The 24,389-nt window shown below is 61.5% G+C and carries 18 protein-coding genes; 16 read left to right on the top strand and 2 right to left on the bottom strand.

Annotation, left to right across the window (positions count from 1 at the left end):
• Positions 1-95: 95 nt before the first annotated feature.
• Entirely contained in the window at positions 96-530 is a 435-nt protein-coding gene (locus ACQRBV_RS07415; RefSeq protein ID WP_003237464.1) for a YkgJ family cysteine cluster protein, read from the bottom strand.
• Between the two features lie 227 nt (positions 531-757).
• Here ACQRBV_RS07415 and ACQRBV_RS07410 point away from each other — a divergent pair, with 227 nt between their 5' ends.
• From ACQRBV_RS07410 to ACQRBV_RS07385, 6 genes are all read left to right on the top strand, one after another.
• A complete protein-coding gene (locus ACQRBV_RS07410) occupies positions 758-3,208 on the top strand; it encodes a glycogen/starch/alpha-glucan phosphorylase (protein ID WP_104995279.1) in 2,451 nt (816 codons plus the stop codon).
• Between the two features lie 166 nt (positions 3,209-3,374).
• A complete protein-coding gene (locus ACQRBV_RS07405; protein ID WP_411985314.1) occupies positions 3,375-6,893 on the top strand; it encodes a DUF2339 domain-containing protein in 3,519 nt (1,172 codons plus the stop codon).
• Positions 6,893-8,242 carry a DUF3999 domain-containing protein gene (locus tag ACQRBV_RS07400; RefSeq protein ID WP_411985313.1) on the top strand — a complete coding sequence of 450 codons (1,350 nt, stop codon included), beginning with the start codon at positions 6,893-6,895 and terminating at the stop codon, positions 8,240-8,242. The genes ACQRBV_RS07405 and ACQRBV_RS07400 overlap by 1 nt, the downstream gene beginning before the upstream one ends.
• Positions 8,243-8,338: 96 nt before the next feature.
• The gene (locus ACQRBV_RS07395; protein WP_034095457.1) at positions 8,339-9,349 is read left to right on the top strand and encodes a class 1 fructose-bisphosphatase; all 1,011 of its coding nucleotides are present in this window, start codon (positions 8,339-8,341) and stop codon (positions 9,347-9,349) included.
• 176 nt (positions 9,350-9,525) lie between these two features.
• Positions 9,526-9,780 carry a hypothetical protein gene (locus ACQRBV_RS07390; RefSeq protein WP_060754591.1) on the top strand — a complete coding sequence of 85 codons (255 nt, stop codon included), beginning with the start codon at positions 9,526-9,528 and terminating at the stop codon, positions 9,778-9,780.
• Between the two features lie 30 nt (positions 9,781-9,810).
• A complete protein-coding gene (locus tag ACQRBV_RS07385; RefSeq protein WP_060754590.1) occupies positions 9,811-10,380 on the top strand; it encodes a lipocalin family protein in 570 nt (189 codons plus the stop codon).
• 131 nt (positions 10,381-10,511) lie between these two features.
• On the opposite strand, the gene ACQRBV_RS07380 is transcribed toward ACQRBV_RS07385, so the two are convergent.
• The gene (locus ACQRBV_RS07380; protein WP_411985312.1) at positions 10,512-11,876 is read right to left on the bottom strand and encodes a formimidoylglutamate deiminase; all 1,365 of its coding nucleotides are present in this window, start codon (positions 11,874-11,876) and stop codon (positions 10,512-10,514) included.
• A 147-nt stretch (positions 11,877-12,023) separates the two neighbouring features.
• Between ACQRBV_RS07380 and hutC the strand changes: the two genes are divergently transcribed.
• The 10 genes from hutC to ACQRBV_RS07330 all read left to right on the top strand — a co-directional run bounded on the left by hutC (position 12,024) and on the right by ACQRBV_RS07330 (position 24,380).
• Positions 12,024-12,734, top strand: coding sequence for a histidine utilization repressor (hutC, locus tag ACQRBV_RS07375; RefSeq protein WP_235594029.1), 711 nt, complete (start codon positions 12,024-12,026; stop codon positions 12,732-12,734).
• The gene (locus tag ACQRBV_RS07370; RefSeq protein WP_090367346.1) at positions 12,731-13,291 is read left to right on the top strand and encodes a HutD/Ves family protein; all 561 of its coding nucleotides are present in this window, start codon (positions 12,731-12,733) and stop codon (positions 13,289-13,291) included. Before hutC ends, ACQRBV_RS07370 begins: the two co-directional genes overlap by 4 nt.
• Positions 13,292-13,691: 400 nt before the next feature.
• A complete protein-coding gene (gene hutU / locus ACQRBV_RS07365) occupies positions 13,692-15,377 on the top strand; it encodes a urocanate hydratase (protein WP_411985311.1) in 1,686 nt (561 codons plus the stop codon).
• A gap of 54 nt (positions 15,378-15,431) precedes the next feature.
• Positions 15,432-16,892, top strand: coding sequence for a purine-cytosine permease family protein (locus tag ACQRBV_RS07360; RefSeq protein WP_411985310.1), 1,461 nt, complete (start codon positions 15,432-15,434; stop codon positions 16,890-16,892).
• 69 nt (positions 16,893-16,961) lie between these two features.
• Entirely contained in the window at positions 16,962-17,927 is a 966-nt protein-coding gene (locus ACQRBV_RS07355) for an ABC transporter substrate-binding protein (RefSeq protein WP_104995284.1), read from the top strand.
• Between the two features lie 72 nt (positions 17,928-17,999).
• Positions 18,000-18,851: an ABC transporter permease gene (locus tag ACQRBV_RS07350; protein ID WP_411985309.1), complete on the top strand. Its 852-nt coding sequence runs from the start codon at positions 18,000-18,002 to the stop codon at positions 18,849-18,851.
• A complete protein-coding gene (locus tag ACQRBV_RS07345) occupies positions 18,848-19,672 on the top strand; it encodes a quaternary amine ABC transporter ATP-binding protein (protein WP_205344120.1) in 825 nt (274 codons plus the stop codon). The genes ACQRBV_RS07350 and ACQRBV_RS07345 overlap by 4 nt, the downstream gene beginning before the upstream one ends.
• Before the next feature lie 130 nt (positions 19,673-19,802).
• The gene (locus ACQRBV_RS07340) at positions 19,803-21,311 is read left to right on the top strand and encodes an HAL/PAL/TAL family ammonia-lyase (RefSeq protein ID WP_411985308.1); all 1,509 of its coding nucleotides are present in this window, start codon (positions 19,803-19,805) and stop codon (positions 21,309-21,311) included.
• Between the two features lie 39 nt (positions 21,312-21,350).
• Positions 21,351-22,889 (top strand): histidine ammonia-lyase, encoded by a 1,539-nt coding sequence (gene hutH, locus ACQRBV_RS07335; protein WP_145977739.1) that lies wholly within the window; start codon positions 21,351-21,353, stop codon positions 22,887-22,889.
• Positions 22,890-22,970: 81 nt separating this feature from the next.
• Complete coding sequence (locus tag ACQRBV_RS07330) at positions 22,971-24,380, top strand: amino acid permease (RefSeq protein WP_104995286.1); 1,410 nt, start codon at positions 22,971-22,973, stop codon at positions 24,378-24,380.
• Positions 24,381-24,389 lie beyond the last annotated feature (9 nt).

Here is a 24,389-nt window from a genome sequence, read left to right as displayed (position 1 = left end):
TGCGTGGGAATGCAGCCCTGGACGCTCTGCGTCCGCTCTTGATGGGACGCAGAGCGTCCCAAGAGGCATTCTCACGCAGAGCGTGGGAACGATCATCAGAACTTGTCGAGAGTCTTGAAGTTGGTCTCGCGCACCACTTCTTTCGGCTTGTATGCGCAATAACCCGGCCGCGGCCCGATCTTCGGGTGGTTGCGGCAGGTATCCGGGCGCTTGTCATAAATAGTGCAGAAGCGCGTCTTACGATCCAGGTACAGGCAGTCGTTGTTGCTCATACGCTGCAGGGTAAAAATTTCCGACTTGGAATTGAAGCGCTCGACAATGCCTTCCTTCTGCAACCGCTTGGCGATGTTCTTCGGCGGGTCGCCGCGCTCGAATTCATCGACGATACCGATGCGGATCAGGTCCTTGATCTTCACTTCGACCGGCAGCGTGCAGCAGCTGGACACGCAGCCGCCGCACATGTGGGCGGAATATTTCTGCCAGGTCTCAAGACGGTCGAGTTCCGCGGCGGCGATCAGTTGAGGCTTCATCAGGGTTCCAAAAGGTGGGGCTGTATCCGGGCGCGCGATCATACCGGGATTGGTGGTTTTTTGAACAATATTTTGCGGGTTTCAGCTCAAAGGCTGATCGGCACGACCCCTGCATTAAATTCGCGCATAGGTGAATGAGTAAAAAAAACTGCCGAACCAGCACGTCTACCGTCTGTCAGACCGACTAGGCTCTAGCAACTCCTTCAATCTCGCCCGAGGTCGCACCGATGTCTCAGGAACCGCTTGCACGAGAAGCAGAGGTAGCCGCATTTCGCGATGCCGTCTTGACCAAACTCACCTACGCGGTGGGCAAGGACCCGGATCACGCCTTCGACCATGACTGGTTCGAAGCCATTGCCCTGGCCGCCCGCGACCAGATGGTCGATCACTGGATGGACCATACCCGGCGCATTTATCGCAAAGGCCAGAAGCGGGTGTATTACCTCTCTCTGGAATTTCTCATCGGCCGCTTGCTCTACGACAGCCTGAGCAACCTTGGCGTGCTGGAAATTGCCCGCGAGGCCCTGGCGGAGCTGGGCGTGGACCTGGAGCGCATTCGCTTGCTGGAGCCCGACGCGGCGCTGGGCAACGGGGGCCTGGGGCGCCTGGCGGCGTGCTTCATGGAAAGCATGTCGACCTTGGGCATTGCCGGCCACGGTTATGGCATTCGCTACGAGCACGGCTTGTTCCGCCAGGCGATTGTGGATGGCTGGCAGCAGGAGCAGACCGAGCGCTGGCTGGATTTCGGCAACCCGTGGGAATTCGAGCGGGCCGAAGTGATTTACCCGATTGGCTTTGGCGGCAGCGTCGAAACCCTGGCTGACCCTTCCGGAAAGATGATCCAGGTGTGGACGCCCAACGAAACCGTGCGCGCGGTGGCCTATGACACGCCGGTGGTCGGCTGGCGTGGCGCGAGCGTCAATACCTTGCGCCTGTGGCGTGCGCGTGCGGTGGAAGACCTGCACCTGGAGCGCTTCAACGCCGGCGACCACCTGGGCGCCGTGGCCGAAGTCGCCCGTGCGGAGAGCATCTCGCGCGTGCTTTACCCGGCCGACAGCACCGAAGCGGGGCAGGAACTGCGCCTGCGCCAGGAGTACTTCTTCGTCGCGGCTTCGTTGCAAGACCTGCTGCGCCGCCACAAAAACATGCATGGCTCGGTGCTGAGCCTGGGTGAGCACGCCGCCATCCAGCTCAACGACACTCACCCCTCCATCGCCGTGGCCGAATTGATGCGCCAACTGGTCGACCTGCACGATCTTCCATGGGATGCGGCGTGGGACGTCACCGTGGAAACGCTTTCGTACACCAACCACACCCTGTTGCCCGAAGCCCTGGAAACCTGGCCGGTCGGCCTGATGGAGCGCATGTTGCCGCGGCACATGCAGATCATCTACCTGATCAACGCACAGCACATTGACTCGCTGCGTGCCAAAGGCATCCACGATTTCGACGTGCTGCGTTCGGTGTCGCTGATCGAAGAGGACAACGGCCGCCGCGTGCGCATGGGCAACCTGGCGTTCCTCGGCTCCCATAGCGTCAACGGCGTGTCCGGCCTGCACACTCAACTGATGCGCAGCACGGTGTTTTCCGAGCTGCACAAGCTGTACCCGGAGCGCATCAACAATAAAACCAACGGCATCACCTTCCGCCGCTGGCTGTACCAGGCCAACCCCAAGCTGACCGCGATGCTGGTAGAGGCGCTGGGGTCCGATATCCTCGACAAGCCTGAAGAGCGCCTGGTCGAGCTGGAACCGTTTGCCGAGAAGCAGACGTTCCGCAAAGCCTTCGCCGAACAACGCCTGCACAGCAAGCGCGCACTGGCCGAGATCATTCACGAGCGGCTGGGCATCGCCGTCAACCCGGCGGCGATGTTCGACGTGCAGGTCAAGCGCATCCACGAGTACAAGCGCCAACTGCTCAACCTGTTGCACACCGTCGCGTTGTACCAGGCGATCCGCGCCGAGCCGGAAACCGACTGGGTGCCCCGTGTGAAAATTTTCTCGGGCAAGGCGGCGGCCAGTTATCACCAGGCCAAGCTGATCATCAAACTGACCAACGACATCGCCCGCACCGTCAACAACGACCCGACCGTACGGGGCTTGCTCAAAGTGGTGTTCCTGCCCAACTACAACGTCAGCCTGGCGGAAAGCATCATTCCGGCGGCGGACTTGTCGGAGCAGATTTCCACCGCCGGCTTCGAAGCCTCAGGCACCAGCAACATGAAGTTCGGCCTCAACGGTGCGTTGACCATCGGCACCATGGACGGCGCCAACGTGGAGATGCACGAGCGCGTCGGTGCCGAGCACATGTTTATCTTCGGCCTCAGTGCGCAGCAGGTGGAGGCGCGCAAGCATGCCGGTGAGTTCCACGCAGGCCCCGATATTGCGGCGTCCCATCGCCTCAATGACGTGCTGCAGGCGATTCGCGGCGGGGTGTTCTCTCCGGATGATCCGGGGCGTTATGTGGGGTTGATCGACGGCTTGGTCAGTTACGACCGCTTCCTGGTGTGTGCCGACTTCGACTCCTACTGGGACGCCCAGGCGCGGGTCGAGGCGCATTGGCATGACTCCAAGGCATGGTGGCGTTCGGCTGTGCTGAATACGGCGCGGATGGGCTGGTTCTCCTCGGATCGCACCATCAGGGAGTACGCCACCGAGATCTGGAAAGCCCTCGACTAAACACCACTGTCCAAAATGTGGGGGGCTTGCTCCCGGTGACGGTATTCAGTTAGCAAATATGTGGACTGATACACCGCTATCGGGGGCAGGCCCCCTCCCACATTAAATCCTGGTCGATATACTGAGCGCCGGTTTGCCCGCCTCGGGTTAATTAGGGATATCGACCATGCAATGGATTTTCATGCTGATTGGCCTGGTACTCGGCTGGACACTCGACGAGTCGTTCAGTGATGCCGGCATCGGTGCGCTGCTGGGCTTGGGCATTGGCCAGGCGATTCGCCTGTCGCAGCTGGCGGCCCAGGCGCAACAGCAGGCGGGTCAGTTGGAAACCACGCAGAAGGCGCTGATCGCACTGGGTGAGCGCCTGCGGCAACTGGAAGTCCCTGCGCCGACGAACAATGTGAGCGTCGAACCGCTCGCGCCTGAGCCTGCACCGGTTATAAAGGCGCCCGAGCTGGTCTGGGAACTGCCTGCCGAAATCGCCCCCATGGTCGTGGTCGCCGAAGCGAGCCAACCGCTGCCGGATGACGTCTGGGCATCAACGCCGGCGCCTCGCCCTGCAGAACCTGCCATCCCCCGTGGCCCCAACCTGATCGAACGCGCCCTCAGCGGTGCGCGCAATTGGCTGTTCGGCGGTAATACCGTATTGCGCGTCGGCGTGGTGCTGCTGTTTCTCGGCCTGGCGTTCCTGCTGCGCTACGCCACAGAAGGCATGGTGGTGCCGATCGAGCTGCGTTACGCCGGTGTTGCCGCTGCCGCCGTCGGCCTGCTGGGCCTGGGCTGGTGGCTGCGGCTGCGCAATAGCAATTACGGTTTGATGCTGCAAGGCACCGGGATCGCGGTGCTGTACCTGACCGTCTTTGCCGCGATGCGTCTGCACCCGCTGATTGACCCGGGTGCGGCCTTGGGCCTGCTGGTGGCGGTCACCGTGTTCTCGGCGATCCTGGCGGTTACCCAGGACGCCCTCGGCTTGGCTTGCGCGGCGGCGTTGGGTGGTTTTGCCGCGCCGATCCTCACCTCTACCGGCGCCGGTAACCATGTGGCGCTGTTCAGCTATTTCGCCTTGCTGAATGCCGGCATCCTCGCCATCGCCTGGTTCAAGGCTTGGCGCTTGCTGGATCTGATCGGGTTTGTGGGCACCTTCGGTATCGGTTTTGCCTGGGGCATGCGCTCGTATACGCCGGAGCTGCTATGGAGCACCGAGCCGTTCCTGATTCTGTTCTTCCTGATGTACCTGGTGATCGGCCTGTTGTTCGCCCGCCGCAAATTGCTGGAGATGAGCGACGCCCCCGAGGACGACAGCCGGGGTGCCTTGTTGCGCTGGTCGGCGGCCAAGGGCAACTACGTTGATGGCAGCCTGTTGTTCGGCCCGCCGCTGGTGGGGTTTGGCTTGCAGTTCGCGCTGGTGCAGCATCTGGAGTTTGCCGCTGCTTTCAGCGCATTGGGCCTGGGCATCATCTACATGGGCCTGGCCCGGTGGCTCAGTGGCGGGCGTGCCTTGTTACTGTCGGAAACCTGCCTGGCGCTGGGGGTAATCTTCGCCAGCCTGGCGATACCCTTGGGCCTGGATGCGCGCTGGACGGCCGCAGCCTGGGCGGTGGAAGGCGCCGGGATCGTCTGGCTTGGCCTGCGTCAGCAGCGACCGTTGGCGCGGGCGTTTGGCCTGTTGCTGCAGTTGGGGTCGGCGCTGGCGTTCCTCAGTGAACTACGGGTGGGCGACCTGACCTTGCTTGAGGGCGCGCCGCTGGGGGCATTGCTGCTGGGCGCCGCGTTGCTGTTCAGCTTTGATCAATTGCGCAAGGCATCGACCGAGCAGACGGCGGTTTGGGAGCGCAAAGGCTTGCCGGTGCTGGCGAGCCTGGGCTTGAGTGCTTTGTACCTGCTTGCACCGTTGTTTTTGCTGACCCAAGGCACGGCCATCAGTTGGGCAATGGCCGGTCTGGTCACGTTGTGGATTGGGTTGCGCATCGGCTCGCGTACTTTCCTGTTCACCGCTTTCGCCGTGCAGTTGCTGGGCGGAGCATTGTTCCTGTTGCGCCTGCAGGGGGGTGATGGGGCGGCGGTATTCAATGCGGGCTGGGGCGGCCTGATGAGCGCGTCGCTGATTGGCCTGGCCTTGGTGGGCGGCATGTTGCTGGCTGCGCGCGATGACCAGGTGCGCAGCGATGTGCGGCTGCTGCGCGGACTGTCGGTGGTATTGCTGGCGGGGCTGGTGCTGATCAACTTGGCGGTGCTGTTCGTACTGCCCTGGGAAAGTGCCAGCGGTGTGTGGGCGGCCAGTGGTTTGTTGATCATCTGGTTGAGCCTGCACCTGCAACAGCGCGTCAGCTTCGTGTTTGGCTTGCTGTTGCAACTGGTCGGCGGCGCCTCCTTCCTGCTGGCGGTGCCGGAGCTGCTCGGGCCCATGACCGGCGACGGCTTGCGGCCGTTGACCCACAGTGGGTTCTGGACACCGATGGTGCTGGGCCTTGCTGCTCTGGTCGGCGCCTGGCGCTTGCAGCGTGAACCCCAGGCGCCGGTATTTACCGTGTTGAAGCTGCAACGCCTGTCGGACCTGTTGCTGGTGTGGGGTGCCGCCTGGTGGGCACTGGCATTGATCGGTGAAGTGTTGCGGTTTATCCCCGAGGAACTGCAAGGCCCGTTCCTGCTGGCGATAGCCGCGGTGAGCGTAGCGATTTGGGCGCTGTTGGCCGAACGCCTGCGCTGGGCCTCGCTGGGCATGCTGTGCACCTTGCTGATGCCGGCGGCGGGCCTGGTATTGCTGGTGTCCGCCCATGCCTATTACCACCCGGCGGCCCACTACGGTTGGCTGGCTTGGTTGGCGGTGTTCGCGGTGCATTTCATTGCGCTGCGCCGCTTGGCTGCGGTGGTGCCAGGCAAGGTGTTGAGCATCGCTCATGTGCTTGGCTGCTGGATGTTGATCGGCGTGCTGGCCCTGGAATTGCGCTACGGCCTGTTGTTGCTGTCGAGCGAGTACAACGCCTGGCGCTGGTTGGGTTGGGCCATTCTGCCGAGCCTGTATCTGGTGCTGGCGGCCGCGCCACGCCGTTGGCCGTGGCCGGTGGCAGCTTATCCGCGTGAGTATCGCGTGCTGGCGGCATTGCCGTTGGCGGTGTTGATGCTTGGCTGGTTCTGGCTGGCGAATATCTTCAGCGACGGCACGGCCAGGCCGCTGCCTTATGTGCCGCTGCTCAATCCGTTGGATCTAGGCTTGTTGTTCGCGCTGCTGGGGGTGTACCTGTGGTCGCGCAGCGTGGCGCCGCAACGCGGGCCGCAGGCTGAGCTGATCGCCCAGGGTGTCGCGGGTGTTTCGCTGTTTGCGTTCTTGACGGCATTGGTGATGCGCACCGCCCACCATTGGGGCGGCGTGCCGTTTCACTGGGATGCGCTGCTGGAGTCGATGCTGGTGCAGGCCGGACTGTCGATCGTCTGGACCCTGATCGCCCTCGGCCTGATGATCGGCGGTCACCTGCGCCATCGTCGCGAAGTGTGGCTGATCGGCGCGGCGCTGATTGCGGTGGTGGTGGCCAAGCTGTTCTTTGTCGAACTGAGTAACCGCGGCGGTCTGGCGCGGATCGTGTCGTTTATCGGCGTCGGCGGGCTGTTGCTGGTGGTGGGCTACTTTGCACCGCTGCCGCCCAAGCGCGCCGAACCTGTGATTCAAACCGAAGGAGCGTCTTCTTGATGGGCAAGCTGAGTCTGGCTGGGTGGATGGTAGGGCTGCTGTGTTCGGCGGTTTACGCGCAGGAAGGGCCGGCTGACTTCACCACGCAGGTGCCGCTGGCCGTGAGCGGCAATGGCCCCTGGTATCGCCTGGAGCTGCCGCTGGCGGTGCAGTTGAGTGCGCGGCAGGCTGATCTCAGTGATGTGCGGGTGTTCAACGCCGCAGGGGAGCCACAGGCTTATGCGTTGTCGCGCCAATCGGCGCAGCGTACTGAAAGCCGCGACGTTGCCGATGTGAAGTGGTTTCCGCTGTACGCCGCTGACGCGCAGCAAGCGTTGCCCGGCGTGGTGATGAAATCCACCACCGAGGGCACCTTGCTGGAGGTGCGCCCTGCCATCAAGACGGACAAACAGGTGCTGCGCGGCTGGGTGCTGGACGCCAGTGCGATCAAGGCGCCGTTGCAGCAACTGAGCCTTGACTGGAGCCGCGAGCAGGATGGCTTCCAGCGTTTCAGCATTGAAGCCAGTGATGACCTGCAACACTGGCAAGCCTGGGGTGATGGCCAAGTGGCGCGCTTGTCGTTTGCCGACGAGCGGGTCGAGCAGCATGACGTGAGTCTGCCGGGGCAGTCGGCACGCTATCTGCGTCTGGTCTGGCAGGGCCAAGCCGCGCCGCAGTTGACCTCGGCCAAGCTGGTCAGCGCGACCAGCAGCAGCCTGCCGCTGCCGTTGGTGTGGTCGCAGCCGTTGTCGGGCACGCGGCTCAACGCCGGCGAATACAGCTGGCAGTTGCCGACGGGCCTGCATGTCGAGCGCTTGCGCGTCGAGTTGAAGCAACCCAACACGTTGGCCCCTGTGACCTTGGCCGGGCGCCTTGAGGCCAATCAAGCGTGGCAGCCGCTGAGTAATGGTTTGTTGTATCGCCTGACCCGCAATGGCCAGGACGTGGTGCAGGATGAGTTGCAATTGCCGGGCGTGGCCGTTGCGCAGCTCAAGTTGCAGGTGGATGAGCGGGGCGGCGGTCTGGGGATCGAAGCACCGGCCCTGCGGTTTGCCGTGCGCTCCACGCAATTGGTGTTCCTGGCGCGGGGTGAGCCGCCGTTTATTCTTGCGCTCGGCAATGCTTCGGTGAAGGCGGCGAATTTGCCGTTATCCACGTTGATTCCCGACTACAGTGCCGAACGGCTCAAGGCATTGGGCCAGGCCAGCGTCACGGGAGAGGTTGTGGTCAAGCCCGCCGCCGTGGCCGTTTCGCCTGAGGTAGGTAGCGACTGGAAGAAGTTGGGCCTGTGGGCTGTGCTCCTGTTGGGCGTGGCGGCACTGGGCGCCATGGCCTACAGTTTGTTGCGCAAGCCTCAGGGTACCCCCTGAACTCTATTGGCTTTAAATCCTCTGATTAGAGGATTTAAGCCTCGACTCGCGTTAAACTGCGCGGGTTTTTAAGCCCCCCATTCTTCGGAGCCTTCCATGTCCCGCGTTACCTTGAGTCGCTATTTGATCGAGCAGACCCGCAGCAACAACACGCCTGCCGATCTGCGCTTCCTTATCGAAGTGGTGGCGCGTGCTTGCAAGGAGATCAGCCACGCCGTTTCCAAGGGCGCACTGGGTGGTGTTCTGGGCAGCATGGGCACTGAAAACGTCCAGGGCGAAGTGCAGAAGAAACTCGACGTACTGTCCAACGAGATCCTGCTCGAAGCCAACGAATGGGGCGGTCACCTGGCCGGCATGGCGTCCGAAGAAATGGACAATGCCTACCAGATCCCGGGCAAATACCCGAAAGGCGCGTACCTGTTGGTGTTCGACCCACTGGACGGTTCGTCCAACATCGACATCAACGCTCCGGTCGGCACCATCTTCTCGGTACTGCGTTGCCCGAATGAATACCTGAGCCAGAACGAAGCCCTGAACGAAAAGGCTTTCCTGCAGCCAGGCACCGAGCAGGTCGCTGCCGGCTACGCGATCTACGGCCCGCAGACCATGCTGGTGCTGACCCTGGGCGACGGCGTCAAAGGTTTCACCCTGGACCGCGAAATGGGCAGCTTCGTACTGACCCACGAAGACATCTCCATCCCGGCGTCCACCCAGGAATTCGCCATCAACATGTCTAACCAGCGCCACTGGGAAGCTCCCGTGCAGCGTTATGTGAGCGAGTTGATGGAAGGCGAAGAAGGCCCGTTGAAGAAGAACTTCAACATGCGTTGGGTCGCTGCGATGGTGGCTGACGTGCACCGTATCCTGACCCGTGGTGGCCTGTTCATGTACCCACGTGACAGCCGCGAACCCTCCAAGCCGGGCAAACTGCGCCTGATGTACGAGGCCAACCCGATGTCCTTCCTGGTTGAACAGGCGGGCGGTGCGTCTACCGACGGCCACCAGCGTATCCTCGACATCCAGCCTGAAGGCCTGCATCAGCGTGTGGCGGTATTCCTGGGTTCGAAGGAAGAAGTTGAGCGTGTGACGGCTTACCACAAGCAGTAAGTTGCAGCGACCGGTTATCCGCGTTGTTGTGAGCCGGATCACCCTTGAAGAAGCCCCGAAACGTTTCAGCGTTTCGGGGCTTTTTTTGTTTTTGCCTATCGGGAACCAGACACCTGTTTTCCCTTCTAAGCTTCTGGCAGATACCCCAGCTGCTTTGTCTCTCCAGGAGCTTTTCCATGTCTCTACGCCGTCTCGCCTTGTTGGCTTTTTGCGTGCTCTTAGCCGCTTGCAGCAAGGTCACTCAAGAAAACTACGCGAAGCTGTCGGCCGGCATGGCCAAGGCCGAGGTTGAGTCGTTGCTGGGCAAACCGACCGATTGCTCCGGTGCACTGGGTATGTCCAGTTGCACGTGGGGTGATAAAAACAGCTTTATCAGCGTGCAGTACGCCGGTGACAAAGTTCTGATGTTTTCCGGGCAAGGCCTGAAGTAAACCGGGGCGCGAGCCTGCGGGAGAAGAAGAATGATGCGTTTTGTTTTATGCCTTTGCGCCAGCCTGTTTTTGGCGGGCTGTGCCAGCCATTCTGGCGACGATCTGCAACCCAAGACCGCGAGCAACGTCAATCTCAAGCGTTACCAGGGCACCTGGTATGAGTTGGCCCGATTGCCGATGTACTTCCAGCGCAACTGCGCACAGTCCGAAGCCCGCTACACCCTGCTGCCGGATGGTGACATGTCGGTGTTCAACCGCTGCCTGACGAGCGAGTGGAAGTGGGAAGAAGCCAAGGGCACGGCCACGCCGCAAGTGCCGGGCAAGACCGACAAGCTCTGGGTCGAATTCAATAACTGGTTCACGTCGCTGCTGCCGGGCGTCGCCAAGGGCGACTACTGGGTGCTGTACGTCAGCGATGACTACAAGACGGCCATCGTCGGCAGCCCGAGCCGGCGTTACATGTGGATCTTGTCGCGCACGCCGACGGTGAGTGCCGACACCCGCGAAGACTTGCTGAGCAGGGCGCGCCAGCAGGGGTATGACACCACGCGGTTGATCTGGCGTACGTCGGACAAACAGATGGCCAAGACCTCGCAATAAACTTGAGAGTATCGCTAAACAAAATGTGGGAGCGGGCTTGCTCGCGAATACGGTGTATCAGTATCAGATGTTCTGACTGAAAAACCGCATTCGCGGGCAAGCCCGCTCCTACATTTGTCATATGTCGCCAGTTAGCTCAGTAAATCCTTCAAGACTTGCGTGAACGCCCGGCTGCTTTCTTCCTCGCCGGCATGATGACCATCGCGCACCACCCACTTGCCGTTCACCAGCACATCCCGCACCTGGCGATCACCACCGGCAAACAGCCAGCGATTGAGAATGCCGTCGTCTACCGCAGTCGCCAGATACGGATCGCTGCCGTCCAGCACAATCCAATCCGCACGCTTGCCCACTTCCAGACGACCAATCGGCTGCCCCAGCGCCTGGGTGCCGCCATCCAGTGCCGCATCGAACAGCGTGCGGCCAACCATCGGCTGATCACTGCGATACAAACGATTACGCCGCTGGTCACGCAGGCGTTGACCATATTCCAGCCAACGCAACTCTTCCACCACACTCAGCGAGACATGGCTGTCGGAACCGATGCCCATGCGCCCGCCCTGGGCAAGGAAATCCACAGCCGGGAAAATGCCGTCACCCAGGTTGGCTTCAGTTGTCAGGCACAAACCGGCAATTGCGCGGCTCTGTGCCATGCGTTTCACTTCGTCGGCATCCGCATGGGTGGCGTGCACCAGGCACCAGCGCTCATCGACCTCGACGTTGTCATACAGCCACTGGAGTGGGCGCTTGCCGCTCCAGGCCAGGCAGTCGTCGACTTCTTTCTGCTGTTCGGCGATATGGATATGAACCGGGCAGTCCTTGTCGCTGGCGGCCAGGACAGCACTGATCTGCTGTGGCGTGACGGCACGCAGGGAGTGAAAGCACAGGCCCAGCGCCTGCGCCGGTTGCGTTGCAAGAATCGGTTTGAGCCGCGCCTGCAGGTCGAGGTAATTTTCGGTGCTGTTGATAAAGCGTCGCTGGCCGTCATTCGGTGCCTGGCCGCCAAAGCCTGCGTGGGTGTACAGCACCGGCAGCAACGTCAGGCCGATGCCGCTGCTCGCTGCCGCCTGGCTGATCTGCCGCGAAAGCTCCGTGCGGTCGGCGTATGGCTGGCCGCTGGCGTCATGGTGCACATAATGAAACTCGGCCACCGAGGTGTAACCGGCCTTGAGCATTTCGATGTACAGCTGGCGGGCGATAACGTGCAGTTGGTCCGGGTTGATCTTGCCGACCATGCGGTACATCAAGTCACGCCAGGTCCAGAAACTGTCATTCGGGTTGCCTGCCACTTCCGCCAAGCCGGCCATCGCGCGCTGAAACGCATGGGAGTGCAGATTCGGCATACCGGCCAGCACCGGGCCTCTCAGCCGTTCGGCAGCATCCGCACTGGCATTGACCTCAACTTTCGTCAGCAGCCCATCGGCGCCGACTTCAAGACGTACATCATTGGCCCATCCATTAGGCAGCAGCGCGCGTTCGGCAAAGAAAGCGGACATGATCAAGGCACCCCGGTCGTGTGTTTATTTGTATATACATATACAGACGTTTGCCTGCTCGGTAAACTCCGGCAATCTATGCATCTTTTCCCCCTGCAAGGATTCCCTGTGCCGACTCCGCCCGCCAACTCTTCGCTGGCTGCCCACATGGACGAAAGTCCGGCGCCCTTGTATGCCCGCGTCAAACAGATGATCAGCCAGCAAATCCTCACCGGCAACTGGCCGCCGCATTACCGCGTGCCGTCGGAGAGTGAATTGGTCAGCGAGCTGGGCTTCAGCCGCATGACCATCAACCGCGCCCTGCGTGAACTGACCGCCGAAGGTTTGCTGGTACGCATGCAAGGCGTCGGCACTTTCGTTGCCGAGCCCAAGAGCCAATCGGCGCTGTTTGAAGTGCACAACATTGCCGATGAGATCGCCTCGCGTGGTCATCGGCATACGTGCAAGGTCATCCACCTGGGCGAAGAAGCGGCCGGCTCCGAACGCGCCGTTGCCCTGGAAATGCGCGAAGGCGGGCGGGTGTTCCACTCGCTGATCGTGCATTTCGAAAACGATATTCCCGTGCAAATCGAAGACCGTTTCGTCAACGCCCTGGTCGCACCGGAATACCTGCAACAGGATTTCACCCTGCAAACGCCCTACGCGTATTTGAACCAGGTCGCGCCGCTCACCGAGGGCGAGCACGTGGTCGAGGCGATCCTCGCTGACGCCGAGGAGTGCAAGCTGTTGCAGATCGAACCGAGCGAGCCGTGCCTGTTGATTCGCAGGCGTACCTGGTCGGGCCGTCAGCCGGTAACGGCGGCGCGGTTGATCCACCCCGGTTCCCGTCACAGCCTGGAAGGACGTTTCAGCAAATGAGTGCAGTGAAAGTCTGGCGCGCCACCGATTACGTGCGCATGCCGTGGAAAAACGGCGGTGGCAGCACCGAAGAAATCACCCGCGACTCAGGCATTGGCCTGGAGGGTTTTGGCTGGCGCCTGTCGATTGCCGATATCGGCGAATCCGGTGGCTTCTCGACCTTCGCCGGCTACCAGCGCGTGATCACGGTGATCAAAGGTGCAGGCATGGTGCTGACGGTGGATGGTGAAGAGCAGCGCGGGTTGTTGCCGTTGCAGCCGTTCGCGTTCAAGGGTGAAAGCGAGGTGTCATGCCGCCTGATCACCGGGCCCATCCGTGACTTCAACCTGATCTATTCGCCGCAGCGTTACCACGCAAGGTTGCAGTGGGTGGATGGCGTGCAACGTTTTTTCAGTACGGCGCAGACGGTGTTGGTGTTCAGCGTCGCCGATGAGGTAAAGGTGCTGGACCAGACGCTGGGCCATCACGATTGCCTGCAAATCGACGGTAACACCGGCCTGCTGGATATCGCTGTAACAGGCCGCTGCTGCCTGATCGAACTGACGCCACTCGGTTAAAACTGTGGGGGGGGCTTGCTCCCGATAGCGGTGGATCAGTCAGTTCATCTGTAGCTGACCCACTGCAATCGGGGGCAAGCCCCCTCCCACATTTGTTTCCCATTGCTCTCAAGATCTGTTTCCAACCCGCGCACCAGTTTGTTACCGAACGCCCCAGCGTGGCGCAAAGCCACGCCGTCGTGACAAAACCCCCTCCCTGTAAAACGTCTTCGTAAGAAATTTCACCATGTCTCGAAGCCTTGATTTTCAAGGCTTGCGCGCGCCTTCAAAAAAACCTGCAGCGCTCCTTCCAAAAAGTTGGCCGCTTGATTGCATATGCTTGTATGTACAAGTAAAGATGTGTGCGTAAGACTCTCCTTCGCACCATCCCAGTTCGCGCATCATGCCGAGGAGTCCAGTCGTGACCGATTTTTCTAAAGCCAAGCCTACAAAATACCGTGACGTCGAAATCCGCGCGGCCCGCGGTAACACACTCACCGCCAAAAGCTGGCTGACAGAGGCGCCACTGCGCATGCTGATGAACAACCTCGACCCACAAGTGGCCGAAAACCCGAAAGAATTGGTGGTGTACGGCGGCATCGGTCGTGCGGCGCGCAACTGGGAATGCTACGACCAGATCGTCGAGAGCCTTACTCAACTCAATGACGATGAAACCCTGCTGGTGCAATCCGGCAAGCCGGTCGGCGTGTTCAAGACCCACAGCAATGCACCGCGTGTGCTGATCGCCAACTCCAACCTGGTACCGCACTGGGCCAGTTGGGAACACTTCAACGAACTGGATGCCAAGGGCCTGGCCATGTATGGTCAGATGACCGCCGGCAGCTGGATCTACATCGGCAGCCAGGGCATCGTCCAGGGCACCTACGAAACCTTCGTCGAAGCCGGTCGCCAGCACTACAACAGCGACCTTACCGGCCGCTGGGTTCTCACCGCCGGCCTCGGCGGCATGGGCGGTGCGCAACCTCTGGCTGCCACCTTGGCCGGCGCGTGCTCGCTGAACATTGAATGCCAGCAGGTCAGCATCGACTTCCGCCTCAACAGCCGTTATGTCGACGAGCAGGCCACCGACCTCGACGACGCCCTGGCCCGCATCGCCAAATACACCAAGGAAGGCAAGGCCATCTCTATCGCCTTGCTGGGTAACGCTGCGGAAATCCTGCCGGAGCTGGTCAAGCGTGGCGTGCGCCCGGATATGGTCACCGACCAGACCAGCGCCCACGACCCACTCAACGGCTACCTGCCGGCCGGCTGGACCTGGGACGAATACCGCGCCCGCGCCAAGACCGAACCGGCTGCCGTGATCAAGGCCGCCAAGCAGTCGATGGCCGTGCATGTCAAAGCCATGCTGGAATTCCAGAAGCAAGGCATCCCGACGTTCGACTACGGTAACAACATCCGCCAGATGGCCCAGGAAGAAGGCGTGGAAAACGCATTCGACTTCCCAGGTTTCGTACCGGCCTACATTCGCCCATTGTTCTGCCGTGGTATCGGCCCGTTCCGATGGGCGGCGCTGTCCGGCGACCCGCAGGACATCTACAAGACCGACGCCAAAGTCAAAGAGCTGATCCCGGACGACGCCCACCTGCACAACTGGCTGGACATGGCCCGCGAGCGCATCAGCTTCCAGGGCTTGCCGGCACGTATCTGCTGGGTTGGCCTGGGCCAGCGCGCCAAGCTGGGCCTGGCGTTCAACGAAATGGTGCGCAGCGGCGAGCTGTCGGCACCGGTGGTGATCGGCCGTGACCATCTGGACTCCGGTTCGGTATCCAGCCCGAACCGCGAGACCGAATCGATGCAGGACGGGTCCGACGCCGTTTCCGACTGGCCGTTGCTCAACGCCTTGCTCAACACCGCCAGCGGCGCGACTTGGGTTTCGCTGCACCACGGCGGGGGCGTGGGCATGGGCTTCTCCCAGCACTCCGGCATGGTGATCGTCTGCGACGGTACCGATGAAGCGGCCGAGCGCATTGCTCGCGTGCTGCACAACGACCCGGCCACTGGCGTGATGCGTCACGCGGATGCCGGTTACCAGATCGCGATCGACTGCGCCAAGGAGCAGGGCCTCAATCTCCCGATGATCAAATAACCCCCATTTGACGGGCAATGAACCAGAAAACAATCCATCAGAGGTTGAACACACATGGCTGCAAATGACGCACGTGCAAGCACCACCCCGTTGATCGAAAGGCGTTCGATCGACTACATCCCGGAAGCGGAAAGACACGGTCGTCTATTGAGCCAGTTCACCCTGTGGATGGGTGCCAACCTGCAAATCACCGCGATTGTCACCGGGGCCCTGGCCGTGGTGCTGGGCGGTGATGTGTTCTGGTCGTTGATCGGTCTGTTGATCGGCCAACTGATCGGCGGTGGCGTCATGGCGTTGCATGCGGCGCAGGGGCCCAAGCTTGGCCTGCCGCAGATGATCTCCAGCCGGGTGCAGTTCGGCGTGTATGGCGCAGCCATCCCGATCGTGCTGGTCTGTCTGATGTACCTCGGTTTCACCGCCACCGGGACGGTGTTGTCCGGTCAGGCGCTGGGCCAGTTGTTCGGGGTCAGCGACAGCGTCGGCATCCTGCTCTTTGCCAGTGTCATCGTGCTGGTCACGGTCCTGGGCTACCGCGTGATCCACTTCATCGGTCGTGTCGCCAGCGTGATTGGGGTGATCGCCTTTGTGTACCTGTTCAGTCGCCTGTTGAGCCAGACCGACGTTGGCGCTCTGCTGCAGATCCGCCACTTCAGCTGGAGCAGTTTTCTGCTGGCAGTGTCGCTCGCGGCCTCCTGGCAGATCGCCTTCGGCCCTTACGTGGCGGACTACTCGCGTTATCTGCCGAGCAAGACGTCATCGGTGAAGACCTTTTTCGCCGCCGGCGCAGGTTCGGTCGTCGGCGCACAGGTGGCGATGATCCTCGGCGTGTTCGCGGCAGCCATGTCCAACGGGCAGTTCGCCGGTCACGAAGTGGCCTACATCGTTGGCTTGAGCGGTACGGGGGCCACCGCTGCGTTGCTGTATTTCAGCATCGCGTTCGGCAAGGTCACCATCTCTACGCTGAACTCCTACGGCAGTTTCATGTGCATTGCGACCATCATCAGCGGCTTTCGCGGTCGCCTGGAGGTCACGCGCCTGCAGCGCCTGGTGTTCGTGCTGATCATTGTCGGCACCGCAACCCTGATCGCGTTGCTCGGCCAGCATTCGTTCCTCGGGGCGTTCAAGTCTTTCATCCTGTTCCTGCTGGCGTTCTTTACGCCCTGGAGTGCGATCAACCTGGTGGACTACTACTGCATTACCCGCGAGCGCTATGACGTGCCGGCGCTGGCCGACCCGAACGGTCGTTACGGTCGCTGGAACCTGCTCGGTATCAGTGTCTATGTCTTCGGCGTGCTGGTGCAGTTGCCGTTTATCTCCACCAAGTTCTACACCGGTCCCCTGGTCGCCGCCCTGGGTGACGTGGACATTTCCTGGATCATCGGCCTGGTACTGCCGGCGGCCCTGTATTACGTGTGTGCGAAAAAATGGCACGGCACGGTACCCGACCACCTGATCCTGCCGGTAGAGCAGGGCGCTACACCAACAACGACAAACGGGCTGGCTGCACAAGCCTGATGGGACGTGGACAGGGCAGGATGCCTACTGACTGCCGTAATCCATTTCAAGTTTGGGAGCGTTACAACAATGAAAATGAATAAGACCCTGCTGGCCAGCGTGCTCTGTGCCGGTTTACTCGCCAGCGCTGGTGCCCAGGCAGCAGGTTGGTGCGAATCCGGTAAACCGGTGAAGTTTGCCGGCCTGAACTGGGAAAGCGGCATGTTGCTCACCGACATCCTGCAAACCGTGCTTGAAAAAGGCTACGGCTGCAAAACCGACAGCCTGCCGGGCAACTCCATCACCATGGAAAACGCCCTGAGCAGCAATGACATCCAAGTGTTTGCCGAAGAGTGGGTCGGCCGCAGCGAAGTCTGGAACAAAGCCGAGAAGGCCGGCAAAGTCGTCGGCGTCGGTGCGCCTGTGGTCGGCGCTATCGAAGGCTGGTACGTGCCGCGCTATGTGATCGAGGGCGACGCCAAGCGCAAGCTGGAACCCAAGGCGCCGGGCCTGAAGAACATCGCCGACCTCGCCCAATACGCCGCGGTTTTCAAGGACCCGGAAGAGCCGTCCAAGGGCCGCTTCTATAACTGCCCGGCCGGTTGGACCTGTGAGCTGGACAACAGCGAAATGCTCAAAAGCTACGGCCTGGAAAGCACCTACACCAACTTCCGCCCGGGCACCGGGCCTGCGCTGGATGCGGCGGTGCTGTCGAGCTACAAGCGTGGCGAACCGATCCTGTTCTACTACTGGTCGCCGACGCCGCTGATGGGCCAGGTCGACCTGGTCAAGCTGGAAGAAAAACCGGGTGTGGATAAAAGCGTGAGCATCAAGGTCGGCTTGTCCAAGACCTTCCACGAGCAGGCGCCGGAACTGGTGGCCGTGCTGGAGAAGGTCAACCTGCCGATCGACTTGCTGAACCAGAACCTGGGCCGCATGGCCAAAGAGCGAATTGACTCGCCAAAACTGGCGAAACTGTTCCTCAAGGAACATCCTGAAGTCTGGCACGCATGGGTGAGCGACGACGCAGCCAAGAAAATCGACGCGGCCTTGTAGGTCAAGCGCACCCGGCTACCCTGAGGGGCAAGCCGGGCGCCTGCCCGCAACCCACTGGACCGAGAGCACGCTATGTTTCCTGAGAGTTTTACGTTTTCCATTGCCGACTGGGTCAACGGTTGGGTGGATGCGTTGGTCACCAACTATGGCGATGTGTTCCGGCACATTTCCGACACCCTGCTATGGGCCATCGTCAACCTGGAAGGCTTGCTGCGCGCAGCCCCCTGGTGGCTGATGCTGGTCATCGTCGGTGGCGTCGCGTGGCACGCCACCCGCAAAGTGGTCACCACTGCCGTCATCGTTGGCCTGCTGTTCCTGGTGGGCGCGGTTGGCCTGTGGGACAAACTGATGCAAACCCTGGCGCTGATGATGGTCGCCACGGTGATTTCGGTGCTGATTGGCATTCCCTTGGGCATTCTGTCGGCGCGCAGCAACCGCTTGCGTTCGGTATTGATGCCGTTGCTGGACATCATGCAGACCATGCCCAGCTTCGTGTACCTGATCCCGGTGCTGATGTTGTTCGGCCTGGGCAAGGTGCCGGCGATCTTCGCCACGGTGATCTACGCCGCACCGCCGCTGATTCGTCTCACCGACCTGGGGATTCGCCAGGTCGACGGCGAAGTCATGGAGGCCATCAACGCGTTTGGCGCCAACCGCTGGCAACAACTGTTCGGTGTGCAACTGCCGCTGGCCCTGCCGAGCATCATGGCCGGGATCAACCAGACCACCATGATGGCGTTGTCCATGGTGGTGATCGCTTCGATGATCGGCGCCCGTGGCTTGGGTGAAGATGTGCTGGTCGGCATCCAGACTCTCAACGTCGGCCGTGGCCTTGAAGCGGGCCTCGCGATCGTGATTCTTGCAGTGGTCATTGACCGCATTACCCAGGCCTATGGTCGTCCACGGCATGAGGCGAGCAAATGACTACCGTCAGCAAAATCGAAGTTAAAAACGTCTTCAAGATTTTCGGCAACCGCGCCCAGGAAGCCCTGGCGCTGGTGGGCCAGGGCAAGACCAAGGACCAGGTGCTGGCCGAGACCGGTTGTGTGGTCGGCGTGAACGATTTGTCCCTGAGCATCGGCACCGGCGAGATCTTCGTGATCATGGGCCTGTCCGGCTCCGGCAAGTCCACGCTGGTACGCCACTTCAACCGCCTGATCGACCCTACCAGCGGCGCGATCCTGGTGGACGGCGAAGACATCCTGCAACTGGACATGGAGGCCCTGCGCCAATTCCGTCGACACAAGATCAGCATGGTCTTCCAAAGCTTCGGCCTGCTGCCCCACAAGAGTGTGCTCGACAATGTCGCCTACGGCCTGAAAGTGCGCGGCGAAAGCAAGCAGGTCTGCGCTGAACGTGCCCAACACTGGGTCGAAACCGTGGGCCTCAAAGGCTACGAAAAAAAATATCCGCACCAGCTCTCCGGTGGCATGCGCCAGCGTGTGGGCCTGGCGCGTGCGTTGGCGGCCGACACCGACATCATCCTGATGGACGAAGCCTTCAGCGCCCTCGACCCGCTGATCCGCGCCGAGATGCAGGACCAATTGCTGGAGCTGCAAAAGACCCTGCACAAAACCATCGTGTTCATCACCCATGATCTCGATGAGGCCGTGCGCATCGGCAACCGCATTGCGATCCTCAAGGACGGCAAGCTGATCCAGGTCGGAACGCCACGGGAGATCCTGCATGCACCGGCGGACGAGTATGTGGACCGGTTTGTTCAGCGGCGGGCGGCGGTGGTCTAGATGATGATTGTTCCCACGCTCTGCGTGGGAATGCATCCCGTGACGCTCTGCGTCACTCCCTACAGCGGGACGCCTAGCGTCCCAGGCGGCACTCCCACGCAGAGCGTGGGAACGATCAAAAGGTATGAAGATGTCCCAGCCTGCAAAAATCATCATCGCCGACGCTCCGCTGCGTTGGCAGGACGTGGTCGCCGTGGCCCGTCACGGCGCGGTACTCGAGCTTTCGGGGCAGGCCTGGGCGCGGATCGACAATGCCCAGGCCATCGTGCAGCGCATCGTCACCAGCGGTGAGCGCGCCTATGGCGTGAACACCGGCCTGGGCGCGCTGTGCAATGTGTCGCTCAAGGGTGAGCAACTCAGCCAACTGTCGCGCAATACGCTGTTGAGCCATGCCTGTGGCGTGGGCCCGGTGCTGAGTGACGAACAGACCCGCGCAATCATTTGCGCGGCCGTGATCAATTACAGCCATGGCAAATCCGGCCTGCACCCGCAGGTGGTGCATTCGCTGCTGGCGCTGCTCAACCACGGCATCACGCCGCAAGTACCGTCCCAGGGCTCGGTGGGCTACCTGACCCACATGGCCCATGTCGGCGTGGCCTTGCTGGGGGTTGGCAACGTGAGCTATCGCGGCCGGATCGTCACGGCGCAACAGGCCCTGGACGCGGAAGGTCTGCAGCCGGTGGCGCTTGGCGCCAAGGACGGCTTGTGCCTGGTCAACGGCACGCCGTGCATGACCGGCCTGAGCTGCCTGGCCCTGGCCGATGCCCATCATCTGCTGCAATGGGCCGATGTGATCGGGGCCATGAGCTTCGAGGCCCAGCGCGGGCAAATGGATGCGTTCGACGAAGCAATCATCGCGCTTAAACCGCATCCCGGCATGCAACAGGTCGGCATCAACCTGCGCGCCTTGCTCGACGGCAGCGAGGTGATCGCCAGCAGTAAAGGCATCCGCACCCAGGACGCGCTGAGCATCCGTTCGATCCCGCAGATCCACGGTGCGGCGCGTGATCAAGTGGAACACGCTACCCGCCAGATCGAGACCGAACTCAACAGTGCCACTGACAACCCGTTGCTGCTCGGCACGCCGGACCACTACCGCGTGGTGTCCCAGGCCAATCCTCACGGCCAGTCCGTCGCCTTGGCGGCCGACCTGCTGGCGATTGCCATGGCCGAAATCGGCTCGGTGGCCGAACGTCGCCTGGACCGCCTGATCAATCCTCATGTCAGCGGGTTGCCGGCTTTTCTGGTCAGCAACCCCGGCGTCAACTCCGGGATGATGATCGTGCAGTACGTGGCCGCTTCCCTGTGCGGGCAGAACCGTCAGTTGGCGCAACCGGCGGTGCTCGACAACTTCGTCACCTCGGGCTTGCAGGAAGACCACCTGAGCATGGGCACCAACGCTGCGCTCAAACTGCATCAGCTATTGGCCAACGTCACCCAGATCCTGGCCATCGAGTACCTGCTGGCGGCCCAGGCATTTGAATTCCTCAAAGATCAGCGCTTCGGCGCAGGTACCGACAAAGCCTGGCGTTTGCTGCGTGAAGTGGTCCCCGCGTACGAGCAGGATCGCTGGCTGGCGCCGGATATTGCAGCCGCCGCCCAGTTGCTCAAAGACACTGAACTACCGAATTTGCACTGAACCCCTATCCCGTATTCAAAAGAATAATTCACAAGGAGTATGAATGTGACTGCGCTAAATCTGATTCCAGGCCAACTGAGTCTTGCTCAACTGCGGGCCATCTACCAACAGCCGGTAACCCTCAGCCTGGATGACAGCGCCACGGCGCAGATCGATGCCAGCGTCGCCTGCGTGGAGCAGATTCTCGCCGAGAACCGCACCGCCTACGGCATCAACACCGGGTTCGGCTTGCTGGCCTCGACCCGTATCGCCAGCGAAGACCTGGAAAACCTGCAGCGCTCCCTGGTGCTGTCGCACGCCGCCGGCGTCGGCGAGCCGATCAGCGATGCGTTGGTGCGGCTGATCATGGTGCTCAAGGTCAACAGCCTGAGCCGTGGCTTCTCCGGGATTCGCCGCCAGGTGATCAACGCGCTCATCGCGCTGATCAACGCCGAGGTGTACCCGCACATTCCGCTTAAGGGCTCGGTGGGTGCCTCCGGTGACTTGGCGCCATTGGCCCATATGTCGCTGGTGCTGCTCGGCGAAGGCAAGGCGCGTTACAAGGGCCAATGGCTGGAAGCCACCGAAGCGCTGAAAGTCGCCGGCCTGACGCCACTGACCCTGGCCGCCAAAGAAGGCCTGGCGCTGCTCAACGGTACCCAGGTGTCCACGGCCTATGCCCTGCGTGGCCTGTTCGAAGGCGAAGACCTGTTCGCCGGCGCCCTGGCGTGCGGTGGCCTTACCGTGGAAGCCGTGCTCGGTTCGCGCTCGCCGTTCGATGCACGCATTCACGCGGCACGCGGCCAGCGTGGGCAGATCGATTCGGCAGCGGCTTATCGTGACCTGCTGGGCGACAGCAGCGAAGTGTCCAAGTCGCACCAGAACTGCGACAAAGTGCAAGACCCGTACTCCCTGCGCTGCCAGCCGCAAGTCATGGGCGCCTGCCTGACCCAGTTCCGCCAGGCTGCCGAAGTGCTGGTGGTGGAAGCCAATGCCGTGTCGGACAACCCATTGGTATTTGCTGCCGAAGGCGACGTGATCTCCGGCGGTAACTTCCACGCCGAACCGGTGGCCATGGCCGCCGACAATATCGCCTTGGCCATCGCCGAAATCGGCTCCCTGAGCGAGCGTCGTATCTCGTTGATGATGGACAAGCACATGTCGCAACTGCCGCCGTTCCTGGTGGGCAATGGCGGGGTGAACTCCGGCTTCATGATCGCCCAGGTGACGGCGGCGGCGCTTGCCAGTGAGAACAAGGCGTTGGCCCATCCCCATAGTGTCGACAGCCTGCCGACGTCCGCCAACCAGGAAGACCATGTGTCGATGGCTCCGGCTGCCGGCAAGCGTTTGTGGGAAATGGCTGAAAACACTCGTGGCATCCTGGCAGTGGAATGGCTGGCTGCCTGCCAGGGCCTGGATCTGCGCGATGGCTTGAAAACCTCGACGAAACTGGAAAAAGCCCGCGGCCTGTTGCGCGCTAAAGTCGGTTTCTACGACAAGGACCGCTTCTTCGCCCCGGATATCAATGCCGCCAGCGAACTGCTCGCCAGCCGCTGCCTGAATGAACTGGTGCCGGCCAAGTTGTTGCCAAGCCTCTAACCGCAAAACCTGTAGTGAGCGGGCTTGCCCGCTCACTACAGGCTCGGTTTTTCTCGGGATAACAATAATTAGGGAAGAGAAATGCACCAGCAAGAAAAGGGTTTGAAACGCGGGCTTTCAGCTCGACATATTCGCTTCATGGCACTCGGTTCGGCCATCGGCACCGGGTTGTTCTACGGCTCCGCCTCCGCCATCCAGATGGCCGGTCCTGCCGTGCTTCTGGCCTACCTGATCGGCGGCGCCGCCGTGTTCATGGTAATGCGCGCCCTCGGCGAGATGGCGGTGCACAACCCGGTGGCCGGTTCTTTTGGCCAATACGCCAGTACCTACCTGGGGCCCATGGCCGGCTTCATCCTCGGTTGGACCTACGCGTTTGAAATGATCATCGTCTGCCTCGCCGACGTCACCGCCTTCGGCATCTATATGGGCTTCTGGTTTCCGGAAGTTGCGCGCTGGGTCTGGGTGCTGGGCATCGTGTTTCTGATCGGCGGCCTGAACCTGTGCAACGTCAAAGTCTTTGGCGAGATGGAGTTCTGGCTGTCGCTGCTCAAGGTCGGCGCCATTGTCGCGATGATCCTCGGCGGCTTGGGCATCATGCTCTTGGGCATTCACTCGGCCGGTGAAACCCAGGCCAGTGGCCTGAGCAACCTCTGGGCCCATGGCGGTTTTATGCCCAACGGCGTCGGTGGCTTGATCGCCTCGTTCGCGGTGGTGATGTTCGCCTTCGGTGGCATTGAAATCATCGGCATCACCGCCGGTGAAGCCAAAGACCCGCAACGCGTGATCCCCAAGGCGATCAACGCCGTGCCGTTGCGCATCCTGTTGTTCTACGTGCTGACGTTGTTTGTATTGATGGCGATCTACCCATGGCCGCAGATCGGCAGCCAGGGCAGTCCGTTTGTGCAGATCTTCAGCAACCTCGGCATCGGCTCGGCAGCGACCATCCTCAATATTGTGGTGATTTCGGCGGCGGTGTCGGCCATCAACAGTGACATCTTCGGCGCCGGTCGCATGATGTACGGCCTGGCCCAGCAAGGGCAGGCGCCCAAGGGGTTTGCCCGGTTGTCCCGGCAGGGCGTGCCGTGGATGACTGTGGTGGTGATGGGCGCGGCGTTGCTCGGCGGTGTGGTGCTCAACTACCTGATCCCGGAAAACGTGTTCCTGCTGATCGCCTCGATTGCCACGTTTGCCACCGTGTGGGTGTGGCTGATGATCCTGTTCACCCAGGTGGCCATGCGCCGTTCCATGACCCGGGAGCAAGTGGCCGAGTTGAAATTCCCGGTGCCGTTCTGGCCCTATGCGCCGGCTGCGGCCATCGTCTTCATGCTGTTCGTGTTTGGTGTGCTGGGGTACTTCCCGGACACCCAGGCCGCTTTGCTGGTCGGGGCTGTATGGATCGTGTTGTTGGTGGTGGCTTACCTGCTGTGGGTCAAGCCTGCTGCCGGACAAGCGGCCAAGGTCCATTACGAGTCGGTTCTGTCTCATCGTTAACTTAGGGAG

The organism is Pseudomonas sp. R11F (assembly GCF_050312575.1).
Classification (GTDB): domain Bacteria; phylum Pseudomonadota; class Gammaproteobacteria; order Pseudomonadales; family Pseudomonadaceae; genus Aquipseudomonas; species Aquipseudomonas palleroniana.
This window is presented reverse-complemented; position numbering and strand designations above follow the sequence as displayed.

Excerpts from the sequence above, each read along its gene's own strand:
- ACQRBV_RS07415 (WP_003237464.1), bottom strand. The coding sequence starts at position 530 with ATGAAGCCTCAACTGATCGCCGCCGCGGAACTCGACCGTCTTGAGACC.
- ACQRBV_RS07410 (WP_104995279.1), top strand. The coding sequence starts at position 758 with ATGTCTCAGGAACCGCTTGCACGAGAAGCAGAGGTAGCCGCATTTCGC.
- ACQRBV_RS07405 (WP_411985314.1), top strand. The coding sequence starts at position 3,375 with ATGCAATGGATTTTCATGCTGATTGGCCTGGTACTCGGCTGGACACTC.
- ACQRBV_RS07400 (WP_411985313.1), top strand. The coding sequence starts at position 6,893 with ATGGGCAAGCTGAGTCTGGCTGGGTGGATGGTAGGGCTGCTGTGTTCG.
- ACQRBV_RS07395 (WP_034095457.1), top strand. The coding sequence starts at position 8,339 with ATGTCCCGCGTTACCTTGAGTCGCTATTTGATCGAGCAGACCCGCAGC.
- ACQRBV_RS07390 (WP_060754591.1), top strand. The coding sequence starts at position 9,526 with ATGTCTCTACGCCGTCTCGCCTTGTTGGCTTTTTGCGTGCTCTTAGCC.
- ACQRBV_RS07385 (WP_060754590.1), top strand. The coding sequence starts at position 9,811 with ATGATGCGTTTTGTTTTATGCCTTTGCGCCAGCCTGTTTTTGGCGGGC.
- ACQRBV_RS07380 (WP_411985312.1), bottom strand. The coding sequence starts at position 11,876 with ATGTCCGCTTTCTTTGCCGAACGCGCGCTGCTGCCTAATGGATGGGCC.
- hutC (WP_235594029.1), top strand. The coding sequence starts at position 12,024 with ATGGACGAAAGTCCGGCGCCCTTGTATGCCCGCGTCAAACAGATGATC.
- ACQRBV_RS07370 (WP_090367346.1), top strand. The coding sequence starts at position 12,731 with ATGAGTGCAGTGAAAGTCTGGCGCGCCACCGATTACGTGCGCATGCCG.
- ACQRBV_RS07360 (WP_411985310.1), top strand. The coding sequence starts at position 15,432 with ATGGCTGCAAATGACGCACGTGCAAGCACCACCCCGTTGATCGAAAGG.
- ACQRBV_RS07355 (WP_104995284.1), top strand. The coding sequence starts at position 16,962 with ATGAAAATGAATAAGACCCTGCTGGCCAGCGTGCTCTGTGCCGGTTTA.
- ACQRBV_RS07350 (WP_411985309.1), top strand. The coding sequence starts at position 18,000 with ATGTTTCCTGAGAGTTTTACGTTTTCCATTGCCGACTGGGTCAACGGT.
- ACQRBV_RS07345 (WP_205344120.1), top strand. The coding sequence starts at position 18,848 with ATGACTACCGTCAGCAAAATCGAAGTTAAAAACGTCTTCAAGATTTTC.
- ACQRBV_RS07340 (WP_411985308.1), top strand. The coding sequence starts at position 19,803 with ATGTCCCAGCCTGCAAAAATCATCATCGCCGACGCTCCGCTGCGTTGG.
- hutH (WP_145977739.1), top strand. The coding sequence starts at position 21,351 with ATGAATGTGACTGCGCTAAATCTGATTCCAGGCCAACTGAGTCTTGCT.
- ACQRBV_RS07330 (WP_104995286.1), top strand. The coding sequence starts at position 22,971 with ATGCACCAGCAAGAAAAGGGTTTGAAACGCGGGCTTTCAGCTCGACAT.